Source organism: Variovorax robiniae (assembly GCF_037889955.1).
Taxonomy (GTDB): domain Bacteria; phylum Pseudomonadota; class Gammaproteobacteria; order Burkholderiales; family Burkholderiaceae_C; genus Variovorax; species Variovorax robiniae.
In genome coordinates this window covers 265,713-292,626 of record NZ_JBBKZS010000008.1, presented here as the reverse complement: position 1 = coordinate 292,626, position 26,914 = coordinate 265,713, and the positions used below count along the sequence as shown (strand labels likewise).

Genomic DNA, 26,914 nt, shown 5'->3' with positions numbered 1-26,914 from the left:
CGAAGCCTCCCTGTGTCGATTCATGAAAACACCGCCTCGCCACGCGCGATTCGCGCGATCAGGTCCATGCTGCGCAGCGAGGCCTCGTGCTCGGCCGGCTGCGCGGAGGCGCAGGCATCCGCCGCGACGGTCACCTCGTAGCCCATGTCCACCGCATGGCGCACTGTGCTCTCGACCACCGAATGCGTGGCCACGCCAGCGATGACCAGGCGCCGGGCATCCACGATGCGCAGCAACTCCTCGAGCTGCGTGCCATAGAAGGCGTTCACGCGCCGGTGCCGCACCACGAACTCATTGGCCCGATCCGCATCCGGCGCCAACGACTCGTAGAACGCTGCACCCCAGGACCCCTCCACCACCGCGCCGATGGCCGCGACGTTGCGAAAGATCGGTGCGTTCTGGATCAGGTCGGCGTAGTCCGGACGGAAGGCGATGCGCACATGCACGATCGGCCAGTTCCGCTGCCGTGCGCCCTGCAGAAGCGCGTGCGCCGCGGCAATGACCGCGCTGCGCACCGGGCTGTCGGCGCTCAGGCCCACACGGATCTTCCCTTCCGGATGCAGCACGTCGTTCTGGTAGTGAAGCGCGAGCAGCACCCCCGGCTTGGGTTTGGGCTTGGCGGCCATCAGATGAAGATTTCCAGGTTCTCGTGGGCCGCGTCGCAGTTGACCAGGTTCACGCGCTTCATGCGGATGCGCCAGCCGTTGCCCTCGGCCGCGAGCTTGTAGATGTAGTCGCCGGCGAGTTGACGGGTCTGGCGCTTGCGCCATTCGGTCATCTGGAACACGGCGCGCACGACCAGGTTGCCGGCGGCATCGGTGCCATCCACGCTCACGTTGCCGACGAGGCGTGTCGCATGGGTCGGCGGCTGCTGTGACCAATTGCGCGCATGCTCGACGCGGCGCACCCGCACCTCGCGCAGCATCTTGTCTTCCCACGCGAGCGAGATGTGGTCGTAGGGGCTGGCCTGGCCGTGCTGCTGTGGCAGCCAGTACATGCCGTCGTCGGTCCACAGGGAAAGCCAGTCGTCCCAGCGGCGCTCGTCGAGCAGGCGGGCTTCCCGGTAGACGAACTGTTGAAGGCGCAGCCAAGTCTCCATCGGCACGTCGACCGGGCTCAGCTTGTCGGTGGAGACATCGAAGTCTAGGTCAAGCAGCATGGGCCGGCTCCTTCGCTGGCTCGGCTTGCGCGAAGGCGCTCTCGCTCATCATGAACTGCTTCCAGGCCTTGAACTGGTTGCGCATCGGCAGTTCGCTGGTGCCGTTGGTCGACACCATGCCGCCGGTCATTTCACGGTCGGTGCCGTGGTAGCGGTGCATGCTGACCCAGTCGCCGCCGTGGTTGAGGTTGCCGTCCTGGCAGCGGCCATAGACCTCGATGTCGTCGGGCATGACGTTCGACGAGGGCGAGTTGATGAGGTTGGCATAGACCAGCGCACGCTTGAACAGCGCGGGCGGCGCGTCCTTGAGGCGGAACACCTGGATCTCGACCAGCGTGCGGTCCACCGAGATGGGACGGATCACGCGGAACTGCTGGAACACGGTGTGCGGCGAGCCGCTGCCGTAGATGATGGTGTTGTGGCGGTTCATGCCGAGGATCTCGCGGGCGCGTTCTTCGCCGTAGGCCTGCTTGAGGGATTCGAAGTGCGAGCGCGTGACCGGGTCTTTGTCGGCGGCGCCCGGGTCGAAGATGCCTTCCATGTAGCCGTGGCCATTGTCGTAGGCGCAGAGGTCCAGCTTTTCCCAGAACTCATAGGGCTCGCCGTTGCCGTCCATGATGTGCAGTTCCAGCGGCATGTTGCCGATCGCCTTGGCTTCGTCGCGTGCCGCCATGAAGGAGGACTCGTGCGTGACGCGGGCATGCATGGTGTCATGCAGGTTCTCGTAGAACACTTTCCAGTTCGACGGTTGCAGCACGCGGAACACGCCGCCCGCCACTTCCACCTCGCCCGAGGGCGAGCGGTCGCAGAGGTTGTCGATGGAGCTGATCACGCCACCGAGGAAGTCCTTGAGGCCCGGCCCTTCCGCGCTCTGGTTCGCGAACACGAAGCCGCGGTAGTTCTCGACCCGCGCGAGTTGGCGCATCGAGAAGTCCGGGTGCTTCGGGTCGAAGCAGGTGCCTTCGAAGCCCAGCTTCATCGGCGCAGCCAGGTGCTGGCCGTCCAGCTTGAAGGTCCACGCGTGGTACGGGCAGCGGAAGAACTTGCCGACGTTGTGATCGCCCTCGGCCACCAGCTTCGCGCCCTTGTGCGGGCAGCGGTTGTAGAGCACGTGGACCTGCTTGTCGGCCGCGCGCACCATCACTACGTCCTGGTCGCCGATGCGGGTGGTGTGCGTGTCGCCGGGGTTGGGCACCTGGCTCTCGTGGCCGACGTAGATCCACACGCGACCGTAGATGCGTTGCATTTCCAGCGCGAACAGGTCCGGGTCGGTGTAGACCGACTTGTGCACGCTGTCGCCGCGCACCAGTGCGGCGATTTGCTCGTCCGAGCGCGACATGTCAGTATTTCCAGTTCTTCATCAGCGTGTTGGAGGGTTGCGACTCGTCCAGCAGCTTGCGCGAGGTCGAAGCACCTGCCACCGGCAGGCCGGCGGCGTCGAGCTTGCCGATCTGCACCAGCACGCTGGCCTGGTCCCAGTAGATGTGCTCGTGGTAGAGCTTGTCGCCGCGGAACTTGACGATGGCGACCAGCGGGATCTCCACGTATTTGCCCGTGGGCGGCACGCCCGGCAGCATCCAGTCGATCTCGCAGGTGTGGGTGAAGCAGAACAGCATCTCATCCACGATCTGCGTCGCGCCGATGGTGCGCGACAGCGGCACGAGCTTCGTGTCGGGCGGGTTGCTGTTGACGAAGTGATTGGCGTAGAAGTGCTTGAGCTGGTCGTGGCCCACGCCGCCGGTCATCGTCGGGATGTGGTTGACGTAGGGCTGCGCGACCATGGTGGCCATGGTGTCGTCGACGTTGCGCGTGCCGAACTCGTATTCGCAGTGCTTGTCCCACAGGGCCGACAGGTCATGCTCCGGTCCGATGGCGCGCTTGAAGGCCGCGATGGAGCGCTGGTGCGCCATCAGCGCGGAGGGCTTGTCGAAATGGTCGCCGCCGGTGCGGGCGAAGGCATGGTCGACGCCGGGGTAGAGGTACATCTGCACATGCGGGTTGCCGGCCAGCGACTGCATGATGGTGTTGCGTGCCTCGGCCGGGCAGAACTGGTCGAGTTCGGCGAAGTGCAGCACCAGCTTGCCTCGGATGTTCTTCGCCTCGTCGAGGTTCTTGTCGATGCCGACGCCGTAGTAGCTGACGCTGACGTCCGCATCGGTGCGGCAGGCCGCGAGGTAGGCCAGCTTGCCGCCGAGGCAGAAGCCGAGCACGCCGACGCCGCCGGTGACCTCGGGCCGTGTGCGCATCGCGGCGATGGTCGCGGCCAGGTCGTCGACGCCCTTGTTCTCGTCGAAGCCCTGGTAGAACTGGAAGGCCTTCTGCCAGTCCTCCGGCGTGTAGCCCAGCTCGACGTTGGGCTCCTGGCGCCAGAACAGGTCGGGCGCGAGGACGACGTAGCCTTCTTCCGCGTAGTAGTCGGCGACCTCACGGACGTAGGCGTTGATGCCGAAGATTTCCTGCGCGAGCACGATGCCGGGGCCCTTGCCCGAGGCGGGCGTGGCGAGGTAGGCGCGGAACTGGCCGCTGCCATCGGCGGCCTGGACGGTGATGTAGCTTCCCATGGGGTGTCTCTTCCGGTTGGTGGTTGTCGTGGGTTGGATGATTACTGCGCCATCTTGCAGGAGGACGCGAAGGGGTCGTGGTAGTCGGCGAGGATGGTCTTCATCGTGCGGTTGGTGATGCGCCCATCCTTGTCGCGGCCCACGACGCGCAGGTAGTAGTTCTGGATCGGGTACTGGTTGACGTTGAACTTGAAGTTGCCGCGCACCGACTTGAAGTTGGCCGCACGCAGCGCCTTGCGGAAGGCGGCCTTGTCCTCGATCTTGCCCTTGACGTCGCGCACGGCACCATCGAGCAGCATGGCGGCGTCATAGCCTTGCGAGGCGTAGAGCGTTGGGATGCGGCCATAGGTCTTTTCGAAGTCGGCGACGAACTTCTGGTTGGCCTCGTTCGGCAGGTCGGCGGCCCATTGCGATGAATTGAACATGCCGAGCATCGGCTCGCCGACGGCCTTGATGGTGTCCTGGTCGCCGGAGAAGCCGGGCGCGTAGAGCGTGATGTCCTTGCTCAGGCCCGAGGCGACGAACTGCTTGATGAAGCTGATGCCCATGCCGCCCGGCAGGAAGAAGAAGGCCGAGTCGGCGCCTGAGGCGCGCAGTTGCGCGAGCTCCGAGGAGAAGTCGAGCTGGCCCATCTTGACGTAGACCTCTTCGGCGATCTTGCCCTTGTAGAGGCGCTTGAAACCGCCGATGGATTCGCGGCCGCCGGGGTAGTTGGGCGCGATGAGGTAGACGCTCTTGGGGCCCTTGCCGTCGACGTACTGGCCCATGGCTGCGGGGATGTCCTCGTTCTGCCAGGCGACGGCGAAGAAGTTCTTGTTGCACTTGTCGCCGGCATACTCGGCGGGGCCGGTGTTGGTGGAAAGGTAGACGGTGTCGTTGCCGAGGATGCTCGGCATGATCGGCAGCAGCACGTTGGAGAAGACCATGCCGGTCATGACGTCGACCTTGTCGCGCTTGAGCATGCGTTCCGCGGCCTGGCGGCCGGTGTCGGCGCTTTGCTGGTCGTCGACGATGGAGAGCTCGACGGGCAGGCCGCCGAGCTTGTCGCCGCGGTGCTTGAGGGCGAGCTGGAAGCCATCCCGGATGTCGACGCCGAGGGCACCGCCCGGCCCGGAAAGGGTGGACAGGAAGCCCACCTTGATCTTGTCGGCCGCGTGCGCGGGTGCAATGCAGGCGGCCGCGGTCAGCGCGGCGGCGATCCATCCAAACTTCATCGTGTCTCCAGCGAGTGGGGTTCGTTCTCTCCACGGATGGTGCAGTGCTTTGCGGGGGATGTGCAAGCCAGATTTGGCAGGTTTTGGTCGAATCGGGCAGACCGAGGGTTTGTCCGATTTGATGAGTTGGTGGTTTGGACGGGCGTCAGTTTCTGTTCTGACTTGCGCGCACATCGACGTCCGCCTGGCACGCGATGCCCTCCGGTCGCCTTCACTGTGTCGGTCGCTACGCGACTGCCCTGCGCTGCTCGCGTGTCGCGGGGTCTGGCTCGAACTCGCTCCGCTGCGCTGCGCTCAGACAATCGCCAGCCCTGATCCGCGACACGCTGCGCTGCTCGGCGGCACAGAGGCGGCGACCGGAGGGTATCGCGTGCCGGGCTCTTGGGGGTGATCTGAGGACCGGCCCTTTGGAGGAGCGGCGGGACAGCCCTGTACGGTTTGGTGCGCGGCAGGCATGGTTTGGACCGCTGCATGCAGCTTCACACTAGCCCCGCCGCCTGGAACGCCCCGGCCGTCCGCTCGTGCGTTAAGGTCGTGAACGAGGAGTCGCGATTGGCCAACTTCAACGATCGAACTTATGGGGCCGATGTTTCTACCGCGGAGCGCAGCGTGTGCAATGTGTCTGCGGCCAGATCCGCATCGGTGATCGGTGCGCCCAATGCCTCTCTAATGGCTTGAGGCCACGTCACGGTCTGCGCTGTCCACACCACAAAGCGATTGACGACGAAGAAGACAAGGAATAGCGGCAGAACCATGTGCTGCCAAAGTTGCGTCCATGGCAATTCCTTCCAGTCGCGCCAGTAGTCGCGCCTGCGCCGCTTCAAGGCTTCGATCATGTCGAAGCCCTTCCCTTGACAGGGGCAGTCTCACCGGCCGTCAGCGGCGGCATGTCGGCTTCCATGTATTGCCGGATGTACTCCCACAGCGCCCCGGGAAACTCTACGGAGGGCAGCACGAATGAATCCACGATCGTTGGATCCGTCTTGTTCGCACGCACAAGAAAGAGAAGATGGTAAGTGCGGCTGATGCTGGTGGTACTTCCGCCCATCTTGGCATGCAATTCGCAGTCCACCAAGGACCAGTCTGCCTCGCGCGCCTCGACCTTCGCAGGGCCGAACAGGATGAACCGCTTCTTGCGGCCTTGGTGCACGTAGTAGACCTTCCTGCGCGACCGATCGAAATAGATGGGTTGTTCGCTCGGGCTGAACATCTCGAAGTACACGCCGACGAAGAACACCGCCCACATGGCAAGGAAACCGATTATGACGAAGAACCACGCTCCGTAGCCGATCTCATATACGAATGAATGCCACTCTGCCACGGTTCCGGAAACGCCGCCGATCAAGCCAACTGTCGTGACATACCCGCCGGCACTGACCAGTGAGCCGCCATTGAGTTCAATTGAATGTCGGTAGAGGCCGCTCAATCGCGCCTGGTGATCTGCGTGCCCCCCGCCTGGAAGCCGCTTGTCATAGCGCTGTATCAACCCTGAAATGAAGCCTTCTCTTCGCGCATCATCTGTGCTGATGCCGCTGGTATTGAAGCCAATCACAGCATAGTTCCCATACCCCAATCGGGGCGCGACGGGGCGGGATATTGCTGCGACTTGCGGCGAACGTCTTCCTGCGCGTCGGCCTCGTACTCGATCGCCATAAGCCAGCCTTCTTCGGCCCTGGCTGTCTCAAAACGTTTGTCGGTGTCTTTTCCGAAATAGCAGCGGCCAGCCCAGCGCTGATGCGAATCACGTTCGTTGACGACGCCATAGATATAGCCACCGACCGCCACAAGCATGAGTACCAGACCGAGACCGGACACGACGCTGGCGACCGTGCCGGCAGCACCAGCTACAGCGGCTTCCGTTGCAACTGTGCCCGCAACGCGCAAGAGCACAAGGCGGGCAATAGTGCGGCTGGCGACCTTTTGGGCTACGGCGTCGACGGCCGCAATGCCACCGGTCGCAAGCAACGCACGTCCCATCTGGGACGACAACCGATATCCAAAGGCTGATTGCGAATCGCCCTCCACCTGCGCCGCATCGGCTTTCTTGCCCATTGAATAGACGGTAATAGCCGCACCCAGCATCCCCGTCAGCGCCGCCGCTGTACGCAGTACCGTGAGCTCCGTGCTGATTTCCACCAACTGCGCGCCTCCCTGCTTCATGAGCAGCGAAGACTTGTATACGGCGGCCAGCCCCTCACATGTTGCGCCCACGAAGCCCCCCATGCTGTCAAGTACGCCGATCGCTGCGTCCTCGATCTTGTCCTGGTCGCGCTCGCTCTTGTTCAACTCGCCCAACAATTGCGGCACACCCTGATAGAGCCCTAGTGCTTGCACCAGCATGGCACCCATTGCAACGCGGCCTTCCACACTGGTCAGTCTCAGCTCCTTGGCGACGGCCTGACGTTCCATCACTTGCGCCACCTGTGCTGGTGTCAACGCTTGTTTAACCGGTAGGCTCTTGGTCTGCGCTTGCAATTCGTCAAGGCTCTGATCAGCTTTGCCCCCTGTTGCACGCGCGACCTCAACGCGCGCCCCTGGCACTTGATCGACCTTGATCTTTCCCTCATTGATCTCCAGCGCAGTCTTGACGTCCGTGATCAGATGCAGTTCAACGATGCCGCCACGGGAGACAACAACAGAGTTTCCAAGTTGGTCCTTGGGCACATACCCATTGAGCACGCGCATTGCAGTGGCCTCATCAACCGTTGTCCTGATATACAGCATGGTGGACAGCAAGGCCTTGTTACCGCCGGGCTTGGTAGCTTCTGACACCCGATCGAGTTGTTGCTGCGCGAGCGTCAGTCCACCGAGAATGCCCAAATATTTCCTGGCCATTGGGGCGTCCGGGGCCGCTTTCCCTCCCGACAGGATAGAAATAGTCTGCAACGCGCCGGCCGCGCTCGCAGCCAGCCCACCCGCCGACAACGCCATCAGACGCGGGTGCAGCCAATTGAAGCGCGCGCCGAGTTCGTGTGACAGCGCACCCTTGAGCAAGTCATAAGTCTTGTCCCGGATATCCGTGATTTCATTCTGGCCGTCCTTGGCCTCGGTCGCGCGACGATCGGCGTTGCCTACAAGGATGGCCTTGACCTTGGTCAGAATACTGCGCTGGTTTCCAAAGAAGGCTCGCAGCGCCACAGCCTTGGGATCGGTCAGATCCGAATCCAGAATGATCCCGGTCCAGCGCGCCGTGTGCTTGATGGCCTGCGGCTGCGGGAAATGCATCAAATCGCTTTCGCGACAGTAGACGTAGCCCGCCTCGACACAGGCCGTCAGTTTGCCCTCGTCGTTCTCATCGAAACCGAATTTGAAGTAATCGCGCGTCGCATCGCGATCGAGCGCGGCCATCCAGTCCGCTTCGTAGGTGGCAAGGGAATCCGCGAACATCCTGTCGATCTGGTCACGCTTGGCCGGCCAGGCCTCAAATTTCCCCATATTCAACTCGGCGGTGAACTTTCCCCAGTTGCGCTTTCCGATTGCCAGGCCGTCTCTTTCGATGCGCTTGCGAATGGCGACTGCGTTCGGACCGATCGGTCTCATCCGGCCATTTCGGCTCCCGTCCGACGCATAGGTGCCATCGGGATTCGGCGCCCACTCGTACGGGACGTCACGCCCCTGCAGCGACTTCCACTGTTTTTCCGAGGCACGAGTTGCCCATTCGGGCGCCTGCCGCACGCCCGCGGCCATGATGGCTTTTCGCATGCCTTCGAGCGTGGAATAGCATGTCTCGGAGCGCACCCAGTCATCGTTTGCAAGCCACTGCTGCTTGTGGAACCGATCGATGGCGACGCGAATGCCGTTCAGATCTGCGACAAACCCGACGGGGTCAGGGATGGCCAGTACGAATTCCTTGGCTTTGGTCAACGGGTGCTTTGCCGCCTGCCGCTGCATCACTTCTTGCAGACTTTTCGCCTGACCGCACGTCTTGTCAGCTACCGCGTTATAAAACGGCGTAGCGGGCTCGGTACCGCCATCTGGGAGTTTGCAGAACTTCTTGCTACTTCCGTGGCGGAACGACCGCAAGCCGAAATCGGCGATGTATTCCTCCATCTTGCCCGCCTCTGCCTTGAACGCATTCTTGACGCCGCCGAGTTCAGCCAGCGGGTCGATACACACCATGCCGGAGGCGGCCGGATTGGCTTGAATGGTGTTGCGCAACTTGTCGTCCCACCAGTTCATGCTGAATCCGATCCACACCGGGCCGGCGCTGCCCGGGTCATCCTCGGGTAGCTCGATGCACAAGGTGCGAACGTCGTGTGGGTGCGAATCCTTGCGACTGCAAGAGAATTCCGCCTTCGTGTCGGCCCATACGATTTGACTTTCTGGGATCAACGCACCGCTGCCCTGGACTCGAAAGGCCTGCCATGACCTGCGCAATTGCGGCGGGCGTTTGGTGTAGTAGGCATAGACAAAACCACCCTTGCGCAGCATGCGCAGCACATGCCGGGACTTTTCCAGTGAGGGGAGTCCGAGCGCACGCACGCTGTCATCGTGCGTCTGCATTCTGGCCGCGTCGTCCGGCGCAAAGTCGGGGTCCTTGGCAATCGCGCTGGGGCGCACCAGAAGGATCGACAAACCGGCTTTGTTGTCACATCTCTTGCATTCTTCCTTGCTCATGCTGCGGCGCTCCATTGATCTATGGGCTTGCTGGCCCACTCGTGGCGTAGGTCGTCGAGTGCATCAGCCAACTCCTGGCGCGTGCGTCGGATTTCCATGATCAGCTTAGGGAGCCCTGGCCAATACTCGAAAGCGGGTTCAAGCACAGCCTCAGCGGCATAGGCGGCCCGATCTTCGGGATAGCTCAAGCGGTGTTCCATCTTTTTCACCTTCGCGGCAATGACGCTCAAGCTGTCGTCTGACAAGGGAAATGTCGTCCGCAAGATGGTGCTTTGCGCACCATGAATCGCCTGGAAATGACGGACAAGGCCAGTGTGGGTGGCGCCCTGCATCAAGGGCAGGCTGGACGGCTGGCCACGTGAGCCCTGTTGAGAATGCAGGTTGAAGTTGTGATCGAGATAGATCCAGGTCCGGATGCCCCGCAGAGCGCCGGACCAATCGATGCGAGTGCTGCCAACACGCAGGGTGTGCAGCACGCGTCGATCAAAGAGGCGAAGCAGCTTGTCTCCCCATTGGATCAAATGGGTCAATTGCCGCGCGAGCGCCAACCCCTCATCGTCGATGCCCGATGACAGGCGCGCCAACATGTTGCGATCATCCAAGGCACCATTCGGCTGGATCCATCCACCAATGCGGTAGGCGCCGCCCCCTTGGGCGCAAACAAAAAGATGCTCTCGCATGGCCCATTCAACGCTGACAGCCAGCAGTGGATCTCGTACACCTTCGAGGCGTACCAGGTACGGGAACTCAATTTCCTTATGCCCACGAAACTCGGGAACATGCAGTGAAAGAACCGAGCGGCCCCAAGCGCGTTCGCGAGCCTGCTGCGAGTCGGTTGGCGAATGGACTGCAGGCTCTCCACCTATATCAATCCCCGGTGGATCACCGCCCAAGCCTGGGTCCACGAGCAGGTAGACGGGACCAGGACGCAACTGGTCAGCAAGTTGCTGAATGCGCTCCTCAAGGAGTTTCCGTGGGGGCGCGTCCCACGGCCAAGGTGGGAGGGATATTTCTGACATGGCGGCTGCCGGTGTGATGAATGCAAAACACGGGCAGCGTGCACTTTGCTCAACCTCAGTTGGCGCGCTTGACCACCCTCCCTTGATGCCTCAACGGCACCGCGCCTATCGTATCGCAGGCGATTGAAGAACATCTGCAGCACTTGCGCCCACCGGCCACTCCTAGTGGTGCAAGTCGGGCGAACTCAGTATTTAAAGCGAATTCGCAAGCGAGACGCCTGGTCCTGGGGCGACGCATTGGCGCATCGCCCGCCCCCTTTGCTCAAACCAGCCCGGCCGCCTTGAATGCCCCAACCGTCCGCTCATGCGCCAGATCAGCCGACGCCTTGTCGTAGTGATCCCCGCCCACGCGCGCAAACGCATGGTCCTGGCCGGGGTACACGTCCAGCGTGATGTGAGGGCGACCGGCCAGCGTCTTCAGGATCTTGTCGCGGGCCTCGGGTGGGCAGAACTTGTCGAGCTCGGCGATGTGCAGCACCAGCGGCTTCCTGATGTTGTCCGCCTCGCCCAGCGCGGCGTCGATGCCCACGCCGTAGTAGCCGACGGACACGTCCGCATCGGTGCGGCAGGCCGCAAGGTAGGCCAGCTTGCCGCCGAGGCAGAAGCCCACGGTGCCGACCTTGTGGTTCCTCACTTCGGGCCGGGCGCGCAGGGTGGTGATGGCGGTCTGGATGTCTTCCATGCCCTTGGCCTCGTCGAAGCGGCCGTAGAAGGCCATGGCGCGCTGCCAGTCGGCCTCGGTGTAGCCGAGTTCGACGTTCGGCTCCTGGCGCCAGAAGATGTCGGGGACCAGGACGACGTAGCCTTCGGCGGCGTAGGCGTCGGCCACGTCGCGCATGGTCTTGTTGACGCCGAAGATTTCCTGTGCAATCACGAGGCCCGGGCCGGTGCCCGAGGGCGGCAACGCGAGGTAGCCGCGAAAGCTGCCGCTGCCGTCAGCGGCCTTCATGTCGATGTACTGGCTTGCCATCTAGGGTTCTCCTGAGTGAGGGCGCGCATGCTGCGCTCATATAGTTTAGGTGTAAAGCAGTTTGCTGGCGCGACGCTGCTTGCATGATCAACTGACGCCAGGATGGGACGACCAGATGAATCGCACAGGATATCGACTGCAAGCGCCCGCGCCGGAAGGTGGCGGCGCTTCGGCGCCCGCACCCGGCGGCATTCCCAGCCTGCGCGGCCATGACCACACAGGCATCACCGTGCCCGACATCGACGCGGCCATCCGCTTCTTCGTGGACGTGATCGGCTGCGAGCTGATCACCACCTTCGGCCCATACCGCGACGACAGTGGCAGCTTCATGGCCGACACGCTCAACGTCCATCCGCGCGCGGTGATCGAGAAGATCGCGCTGCTGCGGTGCCGGATGGGATCGAACATCGAGCTGTTCCAGTACAGCGCGCCGGACCAGCGCAACGACATTCCCAGGAACAGCGACATCGGCGGCCACCACCTGGCCTTCTACGTCGACGACATCGACGCCGCCGTGGCCTACCTGAAGGCGAAGGGCGTGCGCGTGTTGGCCGGGCCGCTTCCGGTGACCGAAGGGCCCGCCGCCGGCCACACGATCAACTACTTCCTGGCGCCCTGGGGCCTGCAACTGGAGCTGATCAGCTACCCGAACGGCATGGCCTACGAGGCGACGGCGCGCACCGTGCTGTGGACGCCCAAGGCGCCGGACAAATAGGACGAGGACGCGCCGCGCATCCGGCTCCATCCATCCCGCTTCACTCTTCACAACCCGCTCGACGCCATCGCCCTGTCCGGGATCAATGACGATTCGCTGTCGCCATGCGACGAACCACAAGCGCCCCATCCACTGAAGAAAGAGAGTCCACCATGAAGATCCAGAACGCCATCGCCCTCGTCACCGGCGCCAACCGCGGCATCGGCCTCGAACTCGTGCAGCACCTGCTGGCCGCCGGCGCGAAGAAGGTCTATGCCAGCGCACGCAACACCGCATCGCTGGATGCGCTCGCCAAGGCGAACCCTGGGCGGCTCGAACTGCTGACCCTCGACATCACCGATGCACAGCAGATCGCCGCAGTGAAGGCGCGCTGCACCGACGTCAACCTGCTGGTCAACAACGCCGGCATCAACCGCCACCAGGGCTTTCTCTCGGCCGGCTCGCTCGACGACGCGCACGCCGAAGTCGCGACCAACTACCTCGGCACGCTGGCCATGTGCCGCGCCTTCGCGCCGCAACTCGACGGCAGCGGCGCCATCGTCAACATGATGTCGATCCTCGCGAAGGTCACGATCCCTGGCATGGGCTCGCTGTGTGCTGCCAAGGCCGCCGGCCTGCGCATGACCGAAGGCGTCCGTGCCGAAATGGCGGCCAAGGGCACGCTGGTGGTCGCCGTGATGCCGGGCGCCGTCGACACCGACATGAGCAAGGACTTCCAGGGGCCGATGTCGTCGCCAGCCGAAGTCGCCAAGGCCGTATTGGCGGGGATCGAGAGCGGCGACGAGGAGGTCTACGTCGGCGACTTCGCGGGCTGGATCAACGCCGGAATGAAGGACGAGCCGAAGGTGATCGAGCGGGAGCTGGCGAAGTACCTGCCGGGTTGAGGGGCACGCAGCCGCGTCGGACACCGCGGCGTGGCTTCACTTCAGCGGCCCGACGTTGCATGTCATGTCCTTGCCGCCGGGCAGCTGCACCATGGCCTCCGGCCCCTTCTGCCAGAACGTGGCTTCGCCTTGCGCGGTCTTGCCCGTGTATTTCGCGCCTGAGCCTGATCGGTCAATCGTCATCACGAAGCCGGTGTCGCCTCCGCCCAGGTAGGCCAGCTGCGGGTCGACATTGACGAATGTCGCGTTCATGGCGGCCGTGCCCTGGCACTTGACGGACACGGGGCCAATGCTGACGCCGCCTTTCGCTCGTGCGGCCGCATAGCCACCGCGAATCTCCGCGATGCGCATCATGTACGCATCGCGGACGCAGGCCTTCGCATCCTCCGACTTCCAGCAGTCGTTCCGCCCCTTGATCCAGCCCCGCTGCATCGCAATCAGCTGATTCCGCTTCCAGGGGTCCAGGCCGGGCATGCCGCGCGCGAGGCTGTAGACGCGTGCGTTTTCGCGATCCAGCGCCGCCAGCATGTCGTCCTTGCAGATGGCCTCCTCCGCGGCGCCACTGGCCTTGGCACAACTGAAGCTCGGCGATGCGGCGAAGGCCTGCGCGCTGGCCAGCAGCATGATGGGCAGCGTGGCGACCGACAGGGTACGGGTCCGTGCAAGCGTCATGGCATGCTCCTTGGGGAAAGCCATCCAGTGTTGCGGAGGTCGGCCGTCGATGCAACCCTCGGGCCGCGATCCATGCGAACTGCCCATTCGTGTACTTGCCTGATCCCCCATCGTCCCCAAGTGAGCCTTCGACCCGCCCGAACGGTCAGGTCCGGCTCCACCGGTCGACCGGGGCGCGACGGGTCGGTTCTGTGCACGATGGCAGCCATCATTTGAAGAAACTGGAGCTCATGATGGACGTTTCGAATTCCTCTTCCGCGTTGCCCGATGCGGTCGCGCGCCTGGCCCCTTCGGTGGTCGGTGTCGCGACGCGCCGGCGTTCCGGCTCCGGTGTGCTGTGGCGCGCAGGCGTCGTCGTGACGAGTGCATCGGCCGTCTGGCGTGCATCGAGCGTGTCGCTGGCGTTGCCGGACGGAGAACACGTGCCGGGAGAAGTGCGCGGGACCGACGGCAGCACGGATCTGGCGGTAGTGACATTCGAGTCGAGGTCGATGCCGGTCGCCGAGCGGGCCGCAGCCGGCACATCACGCATCGGCGATTTCGTATTCGCCCTGGGCCGCGACGCTTCCGGCCTGGCGCAGGCCAGCTTCGGTCACGTCGGCTCCGTGGCCGGCGAATGGCGCACCTGGCGCGGCGGGCGGGTCGACCAGTTGATCCGGCTCGACGGCGGGCTGTATCCGGGCCTGACGGGCGCGCCGGTGGCCGATGGCGCGGGCAAGGTGATCGGGATTGCGAGCGACGCGCTGTCGCGCCACCATGGCGTGGTGCTGCCGGTGGCAACGATTGACCGCGTGCTCGACCAGTTGCTGTCGCATGGCCGCATGCGCCACGGGTACCTCGGCATCGCCGCACAGCCTGTGCGCGCCACGTTCGACGGCAGCGCGGTCGATGGCCTGCTGGTCAGCTCGCTCGCCGATGACGGGCCCGCCGCACGCGCGGGCATCCTCGTCAGCGACGTGATCGTGAAGGTCGACGGCGAGGCGGTCACCAGCCTGGCCGCCCTGCGCGACCGGATGACCGTCGGCGCGCAGGTTCGTGTGCTGCTGTCGCGCGGCGGCGCGGCGCACGAGATCACGGTGGAGGTCGGCGAGCGGCCGGCCTCGCGCTGCGGATAGCGTCGATGCGGCGCAGCATCGTCGTGACCGGTTCGTCTCCGCTGCTGGCGGAGGGCGTCTGCACGGCATTGCGCGCGGTGGGTGACTGGGACGTGCGGGTCGGGCGTGCGGCCGACGATGCAGACGCATGGGTCCAGCTCGACGAGGACATCGTCGTGCGCGGCGCGAGCGGTGCGAGTGCACAGCTCGCGCTCGATTCAAGTGCCGCCCGGCTGCGCGCGGCGCTGGCCGCGGTACTGGAAGGCCTGTCGGTGCGCGAGACGCCATGGCTGACTGGCGCACCCCCGCACGAGCCGCTGACGCCGCGCGAACTCGAGGTCTTCGAGCTGCTCGGCAAGGGGCTGTCGAATCGCGACATCGCCGGGGTGCTCGGCATTTCGATGCACACCGCGAAGTACCACGTCGGACAGATCCTCGCGAAGGTCGAGGCCTCGACGCGTGCCGAGGCCGTCAGCGCCGGGCTGCGCAGCGGCTTGATCGGCTTGTAGGCGATCAGGCTTTCGGCAGCCACTCCGCACGCGACGACCCACGCGGTACCAGCACCTGGCGGTACTGGCCTGGCGTGAGCGACATGCGCACCTGGTCCGTCACGCCCTGGTAGAGACCCATCGGGGTTTCGGCCTGGAACACCTCCGGGTCCAGGTAGCGATGGGCTTCGCCGCTGTTCGCGGTGGCATGCGCATAAGGTTTGTCGAACAGGCCCAGCGTGTAGAGCCACAGCGACAAGCGCGTGAGGGACACATGCACCCTGTAGCTACCGCCCTCGCGCGCGCGCCGCATCAGCGCGGCCACGATGCCCGTGGTCAGCAACCAGGTCCCCAGGTAGTCATTGACGACCATGATGAGGGGCAGCTTGGGCTGGCTCGCCGAGCCTTCCAGCGTCATCACGCCGGTCACGCAGCCCGCCGTCTGGTCGAAACCCGGTCGGCCGGCCCAGGGGCCGGTTTCGCCATGCAGGCTGATGCTCGCGTGGATGATGCCGGGCCGCACGGCGGCGGCCTGCTGCGCGGAAAGGCCGCGGCGCGCCAGATAGCCTTGGCGCCGGTTGGCATAGAACACATCGGCGCCGACCAGCAAGGCCTGCATGCGCTCGAAGCCGCCGTTCTCGCGATCAGCCACGTCGAGCAGCGCGGAGCGCACGCCGACGTTGGCGGTGGCATAGAGCAAGTCACTCTCGAAATCACCGGGCGGCCACACGTTGAGCACATCCGCGCCATGCAGGGCCAGCGTGCGGCCCGTGCCGGCCCCCGCGATGACGCGCGCCAGGCCGAGCGCACGCACACCGTCGAGCGGCTGCCGCGGGTCGAGCGTGAAGGGCTCGGGCGCGGAGTCGCCGATGCGCTCGATCTCGATCAGTGGCAGGTGGCGCAGCACATCGAGGTACTGCGGCTCCTCCATGAACTCCTCGACCGAACGCAGCATCGGCATCACGATGCCGGCCTGCGCACTCGCCTCCTCCAATTCACGCGCCTTCCAACCGCGAATGGCCTGCGCCACGGCTGCCTCGCTGTCGCTGCAGTCCAGCAGGCGCAGCGCCGATGACTTGATGCGCGGGTACAGGTTGAGCGGCATCACCCAGCGGGCATCGGCCGTTTCATAGAACTTGAGCGTGAACGGTGAATCCGGGTCGGCCGTGTTGCGCGGCGGGTAGCCGTTGATCAGTTCCCACTTGCGGTCATAGAAGGGGCACAGGCGGTGTGGCGCACTGCGCAAGTCCATCTCGATGTCCTGTCCCGCACCACCGCGAAGGCGCCACAGCGCCGCCATGGCCACGGACTTGGCTGCCAGCCCGATGCCTGCCGCCGACGCGATGCGGAACACGCTGGGGAGGATCGGATCCTGTCCGGTGAATTGGATGGCACCGCCGCTGTCCTCGGGCGCCAGCCCCACGCCCTGCAACACGCTGCGCAGGTGCGCGTGCGGATCGAAACCGTCGGCATGCGCCGCAGGGGCCGCCAGTGCACGGCGGATGGATTCAGTGAGGGTGTCGCTCATCGCGCCCGGTCCTGGTCGTCGGCGAGCGCCTGGAGGATCGCGATCTGCCGTGCATCACGCGCAGCCTCGAGTTCGGCGCGCGTGTGCTGGCCGTAGGAGGCATCGACCTGCTCGAACAGCAACTTGGTCGTGACCTCGTCGAAGCGCACCTCGCGCTGCATCGAAGCCCAGCGCTTTTCCATGCCCGGGCCGAACTGCTGCACGAAGCTGCGCAACCCGCCATCGCCCCCACCCAGGTGGAACGATGCGAAAGGGCCACCCGCAGCCCATCGCAGCCCCACGGAATTCGTGACGATGTCGTCCAGTTCGTCGATGGTGACCACGCCAGCCGCCACCAGTGCCACGCACTCGCGGAAGATGGCCGACTGCAGCCGGTTGGCGACAAAGCCTCCCACCTCCTTGCGCAGCACCTTCGGCACCTTGCCCACCGCACGGTAGAAGTCCACGGCCGCCTGCACCGACTCGGGCGATGTGGCCTGACCCGGCACAACTTCCACCAGCGGAATGATGTGCGGGGGGTTGAACGGGTGGCCCACGAGCATGCGATGGGGCGTCGCCATGTTGGCAGCCTGGTCGGTGGCCGGCAGCGCCGAACTGGACGAGAGGAACAATGCGCCGCCCGGCGCCGCCTGCTCGATGCGGCGCCAGAGCTCGCGCTTGAAATCCAGCCGCTCGGGGCCGTTTTCCTGCACGAGGTCGGCCTGTGCCACGGCCCTTTCAAGGTCGGGCTCGAAGCTGAGGCGCTCGCCAATCTCGTCATGCGCGCGCGGCGCGCCAAGCTGCGCCAGCGTGGGCATGGCGCGCGACACGTAGTCGCGGACCTCGGCATCCACACCCTCGCGCGGGTCGCTCACGCAGACCTTCAGGCCATGCGCCAGGAACAGGGCCACCCAGGAGGCGCCGATGACGCCGGCGCCGACCACGGTGACTTGTTGAACGTCTCGATTGCTCATGATTTCTTCGCCAGGTAGTCATGCACCACGCTCGGCGGCGTGAGCGACAGGTCGGCCAGGATATGGCTGGCGGCCACCACCTCGCGCACCGGAAAGTCGGCCATGGGTGCGAGCACGTGTTCGAACAGTTGCAGCCGCGCCGGCCCGCGGAAGGCGAACTTGATCTCGATGTCCTGGATCTGCGTGCGCACCAGTTCGCAGATCCGCAACTGCCGGTCGTAGCCCCGCATGAGCTTGAGCATGAAGGTCGGCACGCAGATCTCGGCCTTGGCTTCTTCCAGCGGCATCGCCTGGTGCTTGTAGCCCATGGTCGCGACCGCGATGCGCAGCGTGCCGTAGTCGAGCGTGCCAACCAGCGTGTCGGAATCCACATAGAGCTTCGGCGCGCCCAGCTTCTTGGGAAAGGCGCTGACCTCGCGGCCGCTGGCGATGGCCGGATGGTTGTCCACGTACATCGCGTGCAGGTATTCGCCACGCTCCTGCCCCAGTCGCACCACGATGGCCTGGCCGCATTCGGTGTAGTTGCCCAGGCCCGTGGTGTCGGGCATGCGCATGACCTCGAAGCGCACCAGCGGCTCGTCGATCTCGATGGGCTCCGGCACCACCTTGCGCAAGGCCTCGATGTCGGTGCGGTAGGTGATGTTGAGGTATTCGCGGTTGTGGAAGCGGTAAGGCCCGCGCGGAAAGGCGGGCGCGCCCAGGGGCGTGCTGACCTGCTTGAACAGTTCCTCGATCTTCATGCTGGGGTGTCCCTCATGGTTGGCCAAATTCGCGGGCGCGTGCCGTCGCATTGTGCGAGCCGCGCGTTTGCGATGGAAGGTGCACCGCGGCTAACATGGGGTGAGTTCCGGACACGTTCAGTGACTCAACCCTCCACCCGTCCCGCTGCGCAATTGCCGTTGGCCGACGAGCGCGTCTACCTTCCCTACAAGATCGCGACCCTGGTTGATACGCTGGCCGAGGCCGGCGTCGAACCGGCGCGGTCGCTGGAACGTACAGGTCTGCAGGCGAGCGACCTGCGCAGCACGGTGTTGAAGACCTCCATCCGCCAGTTCACGACGGTCTGCCGCAACGGCATGGCGGCCACGGGTGATCCTGAACTGCCCTTTCGTGCCGGCACGCGCATGCATGTGTCCAGCTACGGCATGTACGGCTATGCCCTGCTCTGCTGCCAAACCCTGCGCGAGGTCACGCAGATGGCGGTGAAGTTCCACCGGCTGGCCACGCCGACGGTAGGCCTGACATTTCGGGAAGAAGACGGCGAGGCGGTCTGGACTTTCGACGACGTGCTGGACCTGGGCCCGGATGATGCGCTGCACCGCTTTCTCGTCGAGTTCCAGTACGGCATCCACCAGACGCTGGCACGCGACATGGTCGGTCCCGATTTCAAGTTGAGCCGGTTGCGCGCACGTTACGCGCGCCCAGCGCATGCCGACTTGTACGGCGTGTACTTCGGCTGCCCCATCGAGTTCGATCAGCCGGAGACTGAACTGCGTTATGCCGCGGCGCTGCTGGACAAGCCCGCCGCGTACCGCAATCCCATCACGGTGGCGATGGCGGCCGAGGTGTGCGAACGCATGCTGGTGGAGGCCAGGAACGCCAGTGGGCTGACCCGCCGCGTCTACAACCTCCTGATGGAACGCCCCGGCCAGTTCGACGACATGGACGCACTGGCGCGCAAGCTCAACATGAGCTCTCGCACGCTGCGCCGCCACCTGACGACGCAGGGCACCTCGTACAAGGAGATCCTGGACGACGTGCGCTGCCACCTGGCCAAGGAATACCTGCGCAGCACGCGCATGGGCATCGACGACATCGCCAGCACGCTGGGCTTCAGCGACGCCGCCAACTTCCGCCACGCCTTCCGCCGCTGGACGCACAAGAGCCCGAGCGACTTCCGAAAGTGAGCCCGCTCCCGACCCGGTGGGCGCCATGTTGGCCGCGCGCCACCGGTTTCTGACCGCACGCGACCTTGGAGACACCGACGGGTGGCTCAACAATCCCTGGCATCGCCCATGCGGCCGCAACGACGGCTGCCGACTCCAGGAGACAAACTTGATGAAGAAGCCTTCCTTCGTTGCCGCTGCGCTGCTGGCCTGTGCCGCATTTGCAGGGCCCGCCGCCGCGCAAAGCGCCGCCGGCTATCCCAACAAACCCATCCGCATGGTCGTGCCCTACGCGGCCGGGGGTGGCGTCGATGCCATTGCGCGCCAGCTCGGGAAGAAGATGAGCGAGGCGCTGGGCCAGCCGGTCACGGTGGACAACCGCCCGGGTGCCGGCGCCATCATCGGCCTGGACGCCGTCGTCAAGGCGCCGCCGGACGGGTACACGGTGCTGTTCACCGCGGGCTCCTCGATCAACCTCAACCCGCACGTCTACAAGAAGCTGCCCTACGACCCGGCCAAGGACCTGCAGCCGGTGGCGCAGGCTGGCAACACACCCCTGCTGCTGCTGGTGAGCGCCGCCAATCCGTCCAAGACGCTGGCCGAATTCGTGACCGCCGCCAAGGCCAAGCCGGGCACGGCCAGCTTCGGCTCGTACGGCGCGGGCACGACCGGCCATCTGCTGGGCACCGCTTTCGGCAAGTCGGCGGGCATCGACCTGCTGCATGTGCCCTTCAAGGGCGCCGCACCGGCGCTCACCGACCTGATCGGCGGCAACGTCAGCTCGGTGGTGGCGGACCTGGGCTCGGCGCGCGGTCTCATCCAGGGTGGCAAGGTGCGGCCACTGGCGCAGACCGGCGCCAAGCGCGACCCTGCCCTGCCCGATGTGCCCACCTTCACCGAAGCCGGCCAGCCCAGCCTGGCGGCGATGGGCGGCTGGCTGGGCGTGTTCGTGCCGGCGAAGACGCCGAAGGACATCACAGCCAAGCTGGCCGACACCATCAGCAAGTCGCTGCAGACGGCCGAGCTCAAAGCGAGCATGGCCGAGCTGGGCTACACGGCCACGGGACTCTCGGGCGCGAAGTTCGAAGAGCTGGTGCGGGCCGATACCGACCGCTGGGGCAAGGTGGTGAAGGACATGGGCGGCCTCACGCTGGATTGAGGGATTCGATCCAGTCCCACACCTGCGCATGCGCCTCGACCATCACGTTGTGCCCGTGCGGACCGAGGTCCTGCGCATGCGGATCGATGGCGCGAAGCTGCTCCAACGTCACCATCGCATCGTCGGCGCCGCGGCCCAGGTGCGCTGGGCATCGCGCCAATGCCATCAACTCCGCGGTGGGCGGGCGGCCGACGCCAAAGGCGCGAGGATCCATGGCAAGACGCCAGTCGTCCGCATCCTGTGCAATGCCACGCGCGGCGACTGGCGACTCTGCGGACGCAATGCCGGCCAGCCCCGAGACCTTCAGGTAGCGGTCCGCTGCCTGCGCCTGCGCGGCGAAGAACCTCGTCGGCTGGCGGGCCAGCAACTCCATGCGCCGCAACTCGTCGTCATCCCAGGCGACCTTGATGCCCGCGCCGAAGACCCGGTGCGGCGCAACGCCGAACCATCCCGTCGCGAGTGCGAGCGCGATGACGCCGCCGAGCGAATGCCCGAGCACCGTGATCCGCCCGCCGGGATCGACATGCGGCAACAGGGCGCGCGCGACACTGGCGGCGTATTGCCCGATCGCGTAAGTGTCCTGGCGTGCGGATTCGCCGTGGCCCGGCAGATCCATGGAAACCCAGCGGCCCCGCCAGCGCTCGCTGGCCTGTGCGCACATGGGCGACCACACGGCCGCGGTCGCACCCAGGCCGTGCAGCATCACCAGAAGGTCGGCGCCCTCGCCTCCTTGTTCGATATACATCCGATCGCCTCCATCGTTCTCAGAGGCTGTGCAGGTTACCTGAGCGGCGGTGGACTTTGGAGCGCGCGATTCGTCATCGCACGACGAAGCGGGGTACCCCGCCGCGATCACCAGAGGTTCTTGCCGTCGATCACCTTGACGGGCGCGATCGCCGCATCGAAGTCCCTGAACAGGCGCGCGTTCGCGCCGATGCGACGTGTCTTGCCATCCCATTTGCCGTCAACGCGCATCGATCGTCATCGAGAGGGCCTACTTGAGCGAGTGCAAGCCGATGACGTTCTTCTCGGTGTCGAAGACGAGCGCGATGAACCCGTAGGGACCGATCGATGTCTTCTCCTTCATCACCTCGCCGCCTGCCGCAGCGACGCGGCTCGCCTCCACGGCGCAATCGTCGCAGCTGAAGTAGACGATCGTGCTCGTGCCACCGCCTGCGGGGCCGTCCTTCATCCTGGCAAGCGCGCCGGCGGCGCCGCTGCCGCCTTCCTTCATCGGGAACGAAAGCATCTCGATGTCGTTCGACTTGTCAGGGTTCGGGAGACTCTCGAGCTTGACCCCGAGGACCGATTCATAGAACTTGCGGGCGCGCGACAGGTCGGCCACGTAGATCTCGAACCACCCGACCGGATTGCTGTCCATTCGTTTCGCTCCTTGCTGTTGCCAGGTCAGCGCTACTTGCCAAGGTCCACGACCGGCGTGAACCCGCCGAAGATCATTCGCATGCCGTCGAAAGGCATCGGGTTGTTCTTGGGATCGAGGCGAGGGTCCGCCATGACCTTGTCCATGGCGGCATCGCGCGTCGCCTTGTCCGGCCATTCGATCCAGGAGAAGACGACGGTCTCATCGTCCTTCGCCTGCACCGCACGCTGAAAATCGGTTTGCTTGCCCGCCTTGACGTCCTCGCCCCAACACTCGAGAACGCGTATCGCGCCGTGCTCGATGAAGACACAGTCACCCATGTTCGCGTGCTCGATGAACTTGGACTTGTTGGCCGTCGGGACTGCGATCACGAACCCGTCTATGTAAGCCATTCGATAAAGCTCCTTAAACAAGCTTCTGAAACGACGGACCCAATACTCGGCCGGCGCCGCCGTGGCACTCTGTCAGCCGCGCTCAAGGCACCTCGTAGGAGGTTGCTCACAAGAGGGCCGGCGATGTCCAGCGGATGCTTGCGAGCCAACCCGCCATGACGGCGCTCAGGCCCGACCCTCCAGCGTAGCCTGTTCGCGCGTGATCCGGCGGACTGCGACCGACTTGATGCGCTGCGCGTCCGCGTCGGCGATCCTGAACTCCAGATCCTCATGCAACCAGGCATCGCCATTCCGGGGCTGGTGGCCCAGCTTGGCCAGCAGCAGTCCGGCGATGGAGATGTAGCTGTCATCGTCGCTCACGAGGTCGTGGGTCTGGAGCGTTTGCTCCAGCAAGCGCAAGTCCGCCGTGCCGGCGACGGTCCACTGGTTGCGCCCGGTGGCCTGGACCTCGAGCGTCTCGTCCTCGTCGGGAAACTCTCCTGCGATGGCCTCCAGCACGTCGATGGGTGTGACCAGGCCCCCGAGCGCGCCGTGCTCGTCGTTGACCAGCACGAGTTGGCCCCGCGCCGTTCGCAGGATGTCGATGACGCGAATGGCGGTCGTCGATTCGGCCACGTAGAGCGGAGGACGCAGTTGCTTCACGTCCACCTTGCCGTCCCGCACGATCGCTGCCAGCAAATCCTTGGCGCGCGCCGTGCCCACGACGGCATCCAGCGAGCCCCGGCAGACAGGAAAGATGCCATGCGGCGTGTCCAGCAACTGCGCGCGGATGTCGGCCATCATGACCGGCAGTTGATCGACCATGCCCACGGCTGTCACGACAGCGTCGAGCGAGAACACCGCGTCCAGCACGACGATCTGGGCGACGACCACCGAAAAGCTCGCGTAGGCCGCCGTGGCCGCTGCGCTGTGCGGGACGCCTTCCAGGCGCTCATGCAACTCGGAGGTCGACTTGAACAGCAGGAACAGACCACCACCGAGCAGGATGAGATCCCGTCCGGAAAAGGCGAACGAGCCCAGGCTGAACAACGGTGTCGTCAGCGTGACCAGCCAGGACACGACCGACAACAGCGCCAGGCGCATGCAAAGCGCCAGGCCGAGCCCCAGCACCCTCGCCTTGTCGCGCTGCTTCGGCGGCAGCTTGTCGGCCAGGATGGCGATGAAGATAAGGTTGTCGACGCCGAGGACGAGCAAGCCTTAACCGGCGACCAGCGCGCACATGCCAACGACCGCCACCTCAATGGCCCCCATGTTCAGCACCTGCCAGCCGACATCGGCATTCGCAGCGTGGGCACTCAAGGTCAGCAACACGGAGACCGTGCCTGCCCCATGCCTCGAGAGCAGTCGGCGCGCGATCGGGCCCGGTGGTCAGCGCCAACCGCGATGCCAGCCATGCACGGGGTGGTGCCAGCCCCAGCCAAAGTTCGCGTGATACGCCCACACGTAGCCTGGGCCGGGCATGGCGTAGCTGGGGGCCACGTACGCCACGCCAGCCGGTGCGACATACGCCGGTTGGACGGCAGGCGGTGCGACGACACAGCCTGAAAGTGCGGCGCTGGCGGCCACGAGCGTCACGGCAAGAATTCGGAATCTCATTCTGGAACCTCCCTTGGAACATCAAGCGTCGATCACGATGGACCGCGCCGAGTTCCGGCATCCATCGCGATGTCCGTGATTTTTCTGGCGCGCCGCCGCGTGATCCCAGAACGTACGGAACAAGTCGCCACAAGTCGCGCGGCTGACTAAACTGCGCCCACCTCTTCCCGACAGGTGGTCACGATGTCCTCGCAACGAATGCTCCAGGGAGCGCTTTTCCTCATGCTCGCGGCGGCGGTCTGCCTGCTGGACGCCTGCGCCACCCGATCGCCGCCGGTCACGCGCGACCAGATTGCCGCCATCCTCTCGAGCCCTGACCGCACCGGCCCCGATCGCATCAACGACCTGCGGCGCAAGCCCGACCAGATGCTCGCCTTCATCGGCGTGCGGCCCGGCATGGTGGCGCTCGACGTGAGCGCGGCGGGCGGCTACACCACCGAGTTGCTCGCTCGCGCGATCGGGCCGACGGGCGTGGTCTACGGGCAGATGCCGCTGCGCGACCCGGCACGTGCAGCGCCCTCGCCCGCCGCGCCGGAGGGCAACTCAAGCGGCGTGGCCCCGGCGCCAGCCCCTGCCGCGGCACCCGCCGCACCGCGCCCCACTTCCGCCGCCGCGCTGGCCGAGCGCAATGCAAGGCTGAAAGGTGGCAACACCCCCGCCGCACCCATCATTGCCGTGCCGCAGCGCTTCGAGGATCCCGCGCCATCGGCGGTCGCCAACGGCGGCGTCGACCTGATCACGCTGATGTTCAACTACCACGACCTGGGCTTCATGGGCGTGGACCGTGCGCAGATGAACCGCGCCATCTATCGCGCCTTGAAGTCGGGCGGTGTGTTCGTGATCGCGGACCATGCCGGGCGGCCGGGTACCGGCATCTCCGAATCGGGCACGCTGCATCGTGTCGAGGAATCCTTCCTGCGCGGCGAGGTCGAGGCGGCAGGCTTCAAGCTCGCGGCCGAAGGCGACTTCCTGCGCAACCCCAACGACCCGCGCGACAGGAACACGCCCGAGCCCTTGCAACCCAAGGACGAGTTCGTCCTCAAGTTCATCAAGCCATGACCCTCGAAATCCCGCGCGAGGCGCGCCAGCAGGCCATCGCCTCCATCGAACGCTACTTCAATGAACACATGGAGGAGCGCATCGGCAACATCGCCGCCGGTGCGCTGCTGGGCTTCTTCCTCGAGGAGGTCGGGCCGCTCATCTACAACCAGGCCGTCGCCGACGTGCAGGAGCGCCTGCAGGCGCGCATCAACGAGATCGACATCGAGGTGCACGAGGAGCCCTTCCTCTACTGGCAGAAGTATGAGAAGGCGAAGAAGCCGCGGTAGCTCCTGACTACCGCGCCGCGCCGAGCCCGATTGGCGCCGGCACGGCATTGACGATCCGTGTGAACAGCGCCGCATATTCGGCATCTGGCTTGCAGCCGGTCAGCGGATCGTGGTTGGTGCTGAAGGCGCGGTCGAGTTCGGCCCAGTCTTCCTCGGTGAGCACGCGTTCGGCCAGCGGCAGGATCTCGCGCTCTTCCATCGCCATGTGCGCCAGGTAGAAGTCGACATAGCGTTCGACCGCGGTCTCGAAGGCTTCGCGGCGCGACTCGCCCATCATCTCGAAGGCCAGCAGCGCATGCTCGACGTTGCGGATCTTGCGTTCGCCGCGGTCGTGGTCGTCGTCGAGCCGGTCGAGCAGTTCGCGCGAGATCGGCGTCCTTGCGCGCATCTTCGGGAACAGCAGTTCCGACTCCTTGCGATGGTGGCGCTTCTCCGGGAATTCGTCGACGTAGAACAGCATGGCGCGCAGCGCCGCGAAGTCCGGCAGGGTGCCCTCGCGGCGGTGCTGCGCGAGCAGCAGGAGGATGGACCGCAGCATGGCCGACAGCGCGGAATGCTCGTCCCGGATGATGCGGGTGGTGAGGTGGTTTGTGACTTGTTGCGACATGCGATGCCTCCTGTGGGTTGCCCAAAGGTTCGCGCAAACGACGGCTTGGAGCCTTGCGCGAGATCAACCCTCCCGCATCCCCAACTTCGCAGAGCATTGCGCCACGTCAAGACCTTCGCGCATCGGCGTTTCCATACTGGCCGCACCCCAACACCCCAAGGAGCTTGCGATGTACCAGAAGATTCTCGTTCCCGTCGACGGCAGCGGCACGTCCACCCGCGGCCTCGAGGAGGCCATCCGCCTGGCCAGACTTACCCAGGGCCGGTTGCGCCTGTTCCATGTCATCGACGAACTCTCGTTCGCGCTGGACATGGATGCCTACGCCGGGTACTCCGGCGACTGGCTCAAGACCCTGCGCGAGAACGGCACCCGCTTGCTGCAGGATGCCAAGGCGAAGGCGCTGGCCGGCGGCATCGATGCCGAAGTGGTGCTGCATGACAGCTTCAACGGCAAGGTCGCGGAACTGGTGGCTGCGGAGGCCAGCAATTGGCAGGCGGACCTGATCGTGCTCGGCACGCACGGCCGGCGCGGCATCGGCCGCATGTTCCTCGGCAGCGGCGCAGAAAGCATCCTGCGCACAGCGCCCGTACCGGTGTTGCTGGTGCGCTCGCCTGAAGAGGCCGCGCCCGAGGAGGCGCCGCAGGTCGAGGCGCGCGTGAGCATTCCGTCGGCCGCGCTGTCGATGGAATGA

General features: G+C 65.2%; 29 protein-coding genes and 1 pseudogene. 9 read left to right on the top strand and 21 right to left on the bottom strand.

All coding sequences use genetic code 11. The features are described 5' to 3' along the window. Positions 1-20 precede the first annotated feature (20 nt). The 10 genes and pseudogenes from WKW79_RS20380 to WKW79_RS20335 all read right to left on the bottom strand — a co-directional run. Positions 21-626: a cysteine hydrolase family protein gene (locus WKW79_RS20380; protein WP_340337014.1), complete on the bottom strand. Its 606-nt coding sequence runs from the start codon at positions 624-626 to the stop codon at positions 21-23. Further along, positions 626-1,159 (bottom strand): aromatic-ring-hydroxylating dioxygenase subunit beta, encoded by a 534-nt coding sequence (locus WKW79_RS20375; RefSeq protein ID WP_340337013.1) that lies wholly within the window; start codon positions 1,157-1,159, stop codon positions 626-628. The genes WKW79_RS20380 and WKW79_RS20375 overlap by 1 nt, the downstream gene beginning before the upstream one ends. Beyond that, a complete protein-coding gene (locus tag WKW79_RS20370) occupies positions 1,149-2,498 on the bottom strand; it encodes an aromatic ring-hydroxylating dioxygenase subunit alpha (RefSeq protein WP_340337012.1) in 1,350 nt (449 codons plus the stop codon). The genes WKW79_RS20375 and WKW79_RS20370 overlap by 11 nt, the downstream gene beginning before the upstream one ends. 1 nt (position 2,499) lies before the next feature. Next, complete coding sequence (locus WKW79_RS20365) at positions 2,500-3,720, bottom strand: dienelactone hydrolase family protein (RefSeq protein ID WP_340337011.1); 1,221 nt, start codon at positions 3,718-3,720, stop codon at positions 2,500-2,502. Positions 3,721-3,761: 41 nt separating this feature from the next. Further along, complete coding sequence (locus WKW79_RS20360) at positions 3,762-4,934, bottom strand: ABC transporter substrate-binding protein (RefSeq protein ID WP_340337010.1); 1,173 nt, start codon at positions 4,932-4,934, stop codon at positions 3,762-3,764. A 575-nt stretch (positions 4,935-5,509) separates the two neighbouring features. Continuing rightward, on the bottom strand, positions 5,510-5,770 hold the full coding sequence (locus tag WKW79_RS20355; RefSeq protein ID WP_340337009.1) for a hypothetical protein: 261 nt from the start codon (positions 5,768-5,770) through the stop codon (positions 5,510-5,512). Further along, entirely contained in the window at positions 5,767-6,486 is a 720-nt protein-coding gene (locus WKW79_RS20350; protein WP_340337008.1) for a DUF6708 domain-containing protein, read from the bottom strand. The genes WKW79_RS20355 and WKW79_RS20350 overlap by 4 nt, the downstream gene beginning before the upstream one ends. Continuing rightward, on the bottom strand, positions 6,483-9,551 hold the full coding sequence (locus tag WKW79_RS20345) for a T6SS effector BTH_I2691 family protein (RefSeq protein ID WP_340337007.1): 3,069 nt from the start codon (positions 9,549-9,551) through the stop codon (positions 6,483-6,485). The genes WKW79_RS20350 and WKW79_RS20345 overlap by 4 nt, the downstream gene beginning before the upstream one ends. Continuing rightward, entirely contained in the window at positions 9,548-10,570 is a 1,023-nt protein-coding gene (locus WKW79_RS20340) for a hypothetical protein (protein WP_340337006.1), read from the bottom strand. The genes WKW79_RS20345 and WKW79_RS20340 overlap by 4 nt, the downstream gene beginning before the upstream one ends. A 274-nt stretch (positions 10,571-10,844) precedes the next feature. Continuing rightward, positions 10,845-11,540, bottom strand: a pseudogene (locus tag WKW79_RS20335) (dienelactone hydrolase family protein); the annotation flags it as partial. A 115-nt stretch (positions 11,541-11,655) separates the two neighbouring features. Between WKW79_RS20335 and WKW79_RS20330 the strand changes: the two are divergent. Together WKW79_RS20330 and WKW79_RS20325 are read left to right on the top strand one after the other, a co-directional pair. Next, on the top strand, positions 11,656-12,255 hold the full coding sequence (locus WKW79_RS20330) for a VOC family protein (protein WP_340337004.1): 600 nt from the start codon (positions 11,656-11,658) through the stop codon (positions 12,253-12,255). A 152-nt stretch (positions 12,256-12,407) separates the two neighbouring features. Continuing rightward, positions 12,408-13,139, top strand: coding sequence for an SDR family oxidoreductase (locus WKW79_RS20325; protein ID WP_340337003.1), 732 nt, complete (start codon positions 12,408-12,410; stop codon positions 13,137-13,139). A gap of 36 nt (positions 13,140-13,175) precedes the next feature. Here the strand turns inward: WKW79_RS20325 and WKW79_RS20320 are convergent, their stop codons facing one another. Next, entirely contained in the window at positions 13,176-13,811 is a 636-nt protein-coding gene (locus WKW79_RS20320) for an MliC family protein (RefSeq protein WP_340337002.1), read from the bottom strand. 230 nt (positions 13,812-14,041) lie between these two features. Here WKW79_RS20320 and WKW79_RS20315 point away from each other — a divergent pair, with 230 nt between their 5' ends. Together WKW79_RS20315 and WKW79_RS20310 are read left to right on the top strand one after the other, a co-directional pair. Then, on the top strand, positions 14,042-14,926 hold the full coding sequence (locus tag WKW79_RS20315) for a S1C family serine protease (RefSeq protein WP_340337001.1): 885 nt from the start codon (positions 14,042-14,044) through the stop codon (positions 14,924-14,926). Between the two features lie 5 nt (positions 14,927-14,931). Beyond that, positions 14,932-15,414, top strand: a complete 483-nt coding sequence (locus tag WKW79_RS20310; RefSeq protein WP_340337000.1) for a LuxR C-terminal-related transcriptional regulator — start codon at positions 14,932-14,934, stop codon at positions 15,412-15,414. Between the two features lie 4 nt (positions 15,415-15,418). On the opposite strand, the gene WKW79_RS20305 is transcribed toward WKW79_RS20310, so the two are convergent. Genes WKW79_RS20305 through WKW79_RS20295 form a run of 3 tightly spaced genes read right to left on the bottom strand, consistent with a single transcriptional unit; the run spans position 15,419 to position 18,614 of the window. Beyond that, positions 15,419-16,921 carry a CoA transferase gene (locus tag WKW79_RS20305; RefSeq protein ID WP_340336999.1) on the bottom strand — a complete coding sequence of 501 codons (1,503 nt, stop codon included), beginning with the start codon at positions 16,919-16,921 and terminating at the stop codon, positions 15,419-15,421. Then, positions 16,918-17,874 carry a 3-hydroxyacyl-CoA dehydrogenase NAD-binding domain-containing protein gene (locus WKW79_RS20300; protein WP_340336998.1) on the bottom strand — a complete coding sequence of 319 codons (957 nt, stop codon included), beginning with the start codon at positions 17,872-17,874 and terminating at the stop codon, positions 16,918-16,920. The genes WKW79_RS20305 and WKW79_RS20300 overlap by 4 nt, the downstream gene beginning before the upstream one ends. Beyond that, positions 17,871-18,614, bottom strand: a complete 744-nt coding sequence (locus WKW79_RS20295; protein WP_340336997.1) for an acetoacetate decarboxylase — start codon at positions 18,612-18,614, stop codon at positions 17,871-17,873. Before WKW79_RS20295 ends, WKW79_RS20300 begins: the two co-directional genes overlap by 4 nt. A gap of 120 nt (positions 18,615-18,734) precedes the next feature. Between WKW79_RS20295 and WKW79_RS20290 the strand changes: the two genes are divergently transcribed. Further along, positions 18,735-19,781 (top strand): AraC family transcriptional regulator, encoded by a 1,047-nt coding sequence (locus WKW79_RS20290; protein WP_340336996.1) that lies wholly within the window; start codon positions 18,735-18,737, stop codon positions 19,779-19,781. Positions 19,782-19,932: 151 nt separating this feature from the next. Then, positions 19,933-20,919, top strand: coding sequence for a Bug family tripartite tricarboxylate transporter substrate binding protein (locus WKW79_RS20285; protein WP_340336995.1), 987 nt, complete (start codon positions 19,933-19,935; stop codon positions 20,917-20,919). Here the strand turns inward: WKW79_RS20285 and WKW79_RS20280 are convergent. The 6 genes from WKW79_RS20280 to WKW79_RS20255 form a co-directional block, all read right to left on the bottom strand. Next, a complete protein-coding gene (locus tag WKW79_RS20280; protein ID WP_340336994.1) occupies positions 20,906-21,664 on the bottom strand; it encodes an alpha/beta fold hydrolase in 759 nt (252 codons plus the stop codon). The two genes, WKW79_RS20285 and WKW79_RS20280, sit on opposite strands and share 14 nt — an antisense overlap. Before the next feature lie 107 nt (positions 21,665-21,771). Next, positions 21,772-21,894: a hypothetical protein gene (locus tag WKW79_RS20275; protein WP_340336993.1), complete on the bottom strand. Its 123-nt coding sequence runs from the start codon at positions 21,892-21,894 to the stop codon at positions 21,772-21,774. A 19-nt stretch (positions 21,895-21,913) separates the two neighbouring features. Then, positions 21,914-22,300: a VOC family protein gene (locus tag WKW79_RS20270; protein ID WP_340336992.1), complete on the bottom strand. Its 387-nt coding sequence runs from the start codon at positions 22,298-22,300 to the stop codon at positions 21,914-21,916. A 32-nt stretch (positions 22,301-22,332) separates the two neighbouring features. Then, entirely contained in the window at positions 22,333-22,692 is a 360-nt protein-coding gene (locus tag WKW79_RS20265) for a DUF1428 domain-containing protein (protein WP_340336991.1), read from the bottom strand. A 165-nt stretch (positions 22,693-22,857) separates the two neighbouring features. Continuing rightward, positions 22,858-23,886, bottom strand: coding sequence for a TerC family protein (locus WKW79_RS20260; protein WP_340336990.1), 1,029 nt, complete (start codon positions 23,884-23,886; stop codon positions 22,858-22,860). A gap of 174 nt (positions 23,887-24,060) precedes the next feature. Further along, positions 24,061-24,288 (bottom strand): hypothetical protein, encoded by a 228-nt coding sequence (locus tag WKW79_RS20255; protein ID WP_340336989.1) that lies wholly within the window; start codon positions 24,286-24,288, stop codon positions 24,061-24,063. 183 nt (positions 24,289-24,471) lie between these two features. Here WKW79_RS20255 and WKW79_RS20250 point away from each other — a divergent pair, with 183 nt between their 5' ends. After that, positions 24,472-25,347: a class I SAM-dependent methyltransferase gene (locus tag WKW79_RS20250; protein ID WP_340336988.1), complete on the top strand. Its 876-nt coding sequence runs from the start codon at positions 24,472-24,474 to the stop codon at positions 25,345-25,347. Then, positions 25,344-25,616 carry a DUF2164 domain-containing protein gene (locus WKW79_RS20245; RefSeq protein ID WP_340336987.1) on the top strand — a complete coding sequence of 91 codons (273 nt, stop codon included), beginning with the start codon at positions 25,344-25,346 and terminating at the stop codon, positions 25,614-25,616. Before WKW79_RS20250 ends, WKW79_RS20245 begins: the two co-directional genes overlap by 4 nt. Before the next feature lie 7 nt (positions 25,617-25,623). Here the strand turns inward: WKW79_RS20245 and WKW79_RS20240 are convergent, their stop codons facing one another. Then, positions 25,624-26,223 carry a hemerythrin domain-containing protein gene (locus tag WKW79_RS20240; protein ID WP_340336986.1) on the bottom strand — a complete coding sequence of 200 codons (600 nt, stop codon included), beginning with the start codon at positions 26,221-26,223 and terminating at the stop codon, positions 25,624-25,626. 169 nt (positions 26,224-26,392) lie between these two features. Here WKW79_RS20240 and WKW79_RS20235 point away from each other — a divergent pair, with 169 nt between their 5' ends. Beyond that, complete coding sequence (locus tag WKW79_RS20235) at positions 26,393-26,914, top strand: universal stress protein (protein ID WP_340336985.1); 522 nt, start codon at positions 26,393-26,395, stop codon at positions 26,912-26,914.